The organism is Streptomyces sp. TRM64462 (assembly GCF_013362995.1).
Taxonomy (GTDB): Bacteria; Actinomycetota; Actinomycetes; order Streptomycetales; family Streptomycetaceae; genus Streptomyces.
Genome location: NZ_JABWDV010000067.1, coordinates 1 through 521, shown reverse-complemented (window position 1 = coordinate 521; position 521 = coordinate 1). Strand labels below are relative to the sequence as shown.

Sequence of the window (521 nt, the reverse complement as noted above, 5' to 3'; positions counted from 1 at the left end):
CGGGAGGGCGGCGTGGCGGTCGGGGCGGGCGTGGGTGACGGTGGGGCGGTACGGGGCGAGGGCGGCGAGTGTGTCGTCCAGTTGGGCGCGGGCGAGGCGGGCGCCGGGGCAGGCGTGCGGGCCGGCGCCGAAGACCAGTTGGGCCACGGCGGGCGGGGCCGGGTGGCGGGCGTCGGGCGCCGAGCGGTGCGCTTCGGCGGCGTGCCGGGCGACCAGGATCAGCCGGTCGCCGGGCCGTACGGGGCAGCCGTCGACCGTCGCGTCGGCGGCGGCCACGCGTGGCAGCAGGGGCGACGGTGCGGTGACCCGGAGCAGTTCGGTGACCAGGGCGGGCCGCAGCGTGTCGTCGGCGGCCTGGTCCCACAGGCCCGCGTCGGCGCACCAGGCGGCCGCGCGGGGCAGGGCGGCGACGGTGGTGTTGACGGCGGCGACGGCCAGCATGGCGTGGAGGGCGGCGTCCGGGTCGGACTCCTTCATCTCGGCGATGAGGCGGTCGCGCAGGACGTCGTGGGCGGCGCGGG

At 80.0% G+C, this 521-nt stretch carries 1 protein-coding gene; it reads right to left on the bottom strand.

Features of this window, described 5'->3' with window-relative positions; all coding sequences use genetic code 11:
* The coding region (locus HTZ82_RS03045; protein ID WP_175407686.1) for a cytochrome P450 at nucleotides 1-521 on the bottom strand (521 nt) is incomplete at both ends.